Origin of the sequence: Pseudomonas sp. HY13-MNA-CIBAN-0226 (assembly GCF_040310305.1) — a bacterium.
Lineage (GTDB): Bacteria > Pseudomonadota > Gammaproteobacteria > Pseudomonadales > Pseudomonadaceae > Aquipseudomonas > Aquipseudomonas gregormendelii.
The window spans coordinates 1-263 of the sequence record NZ_JBEOPS010000342.1; the positions used below are offsets into that span (position 1 = coordinate 1).

Annotated in this window: 1 protein-coding gene; it reads left to right on the forward strand. The window is 43.3% G+C overall.

All coding sequences use genetic code 11. The features are described from left to right. Positions 1–263 (forward strand): NnrS family protein (locus AAEZ05_RS29020; RefSeq protein ID WP_350650073.1); only part of this gene is annotated, 263 nt, incomplete at both ends.

Here is a 263-nt window from a genome sequence, read left to right on the forward strand (position 1 = left end):
GTAGGTATCTACTTGGGCTTTTACTTAATCATTGGCTTAGTGCTAACTATTGGGCGGCGAGTAGTCCCTTTCTTTATTGAGCGCGGATTAAGTGGGGCTGGCACTGGCACTATAACGCTACGAAATAGTAAAATTCAGGATATTGCCAGCTTGGCTTTTTTCTTCGCTTTCTTTTTGGCCGATTTGTTTTATCCTAATAAGTATTTGCTGACGATCACGGCACTTGGCGTAGCCGTGGTCAATATCATTCGTTTGTTGGGATG